Origin of the sequence: Ensifer sp. NM-2 (genome assembly GCF_003024455.1) — a bacterium.
Taxonomy (GTDB): domain Bacteria; phylum Pseudomonadota; class Alphaproteobacteria; order Rhizobiales; family Rhizobiaceae; genus Ensifer; species Ensifer canadensis.
Map to the genome: position 1 here is coordinate 1 of NZ_PVZR01000095.1, position 622 is coordinate 622.

At 69.3% G+C, this 622-nt stretch carries 1 pseudogene; it reads right to left on the reverse strand.

Annotated features, from left to right (window positions below):
* A pseudogene (locus tag C6558_RS38930) lies at positions 1-622 on the reverse strand (preprotein translocase subunit SecA); the annotation flags it as partial.

A 622-nucleotide genomic window follows, 5' to 3' on the forward strand; every position in this document is an offset into this window, starting at 1 on the left:
GCTGGGCCATCGCGCGCAGCCCGATGCCCTCCTTGAGGTAGTCCATCTCGTAGAGATGCTCCTGCCAGCGGCGCCCGATGGTGGCGAGCACCACGCGACGCTCCGCCTCCCGCAGCGCCTCGGACCCCACCTGCGCCTCCCGGTCCTCGTACGCCAGGAGCGCATCGGAGACGAGTTCGCGCTTGAGGACCTCGGCCTTGAGCCGGCCCCGGCCGCCGACCTCGTCGAGGACGTCCTCCTGCGAGATGCCCACGGGGTAGAGCTCTGCCAGGTCCCGCCACAGCTGGTCGAGGTCCCAGTCGGTGGCGTGGCCCTCCTCGGTGGCCGCGTCCACGATGTTCCCGACGGCGTCCTCCACGAAGCGGCGCACCCGGTCCTGCAGGTCCTCCCCCTCGAGGATGGAACGGCGGTCCGTGTAGATGGCCTCGCGCTGGCGGTTCATCACGTCGTCGTACTTGAGCACGTTCTTGCGCTGCTCGGCGTTGCGCCCCTCGACCTGCGCCTGCGCGTTCTGGATCGCCTTCGAGACGAAGCCGAACTCGAGCGCCATGTCGTCCGGGATCGACGGGCTGTTCATGATCCGCTGGGCCACGCCCGGGTTGAAGTTGCGCATGAGCTCGTC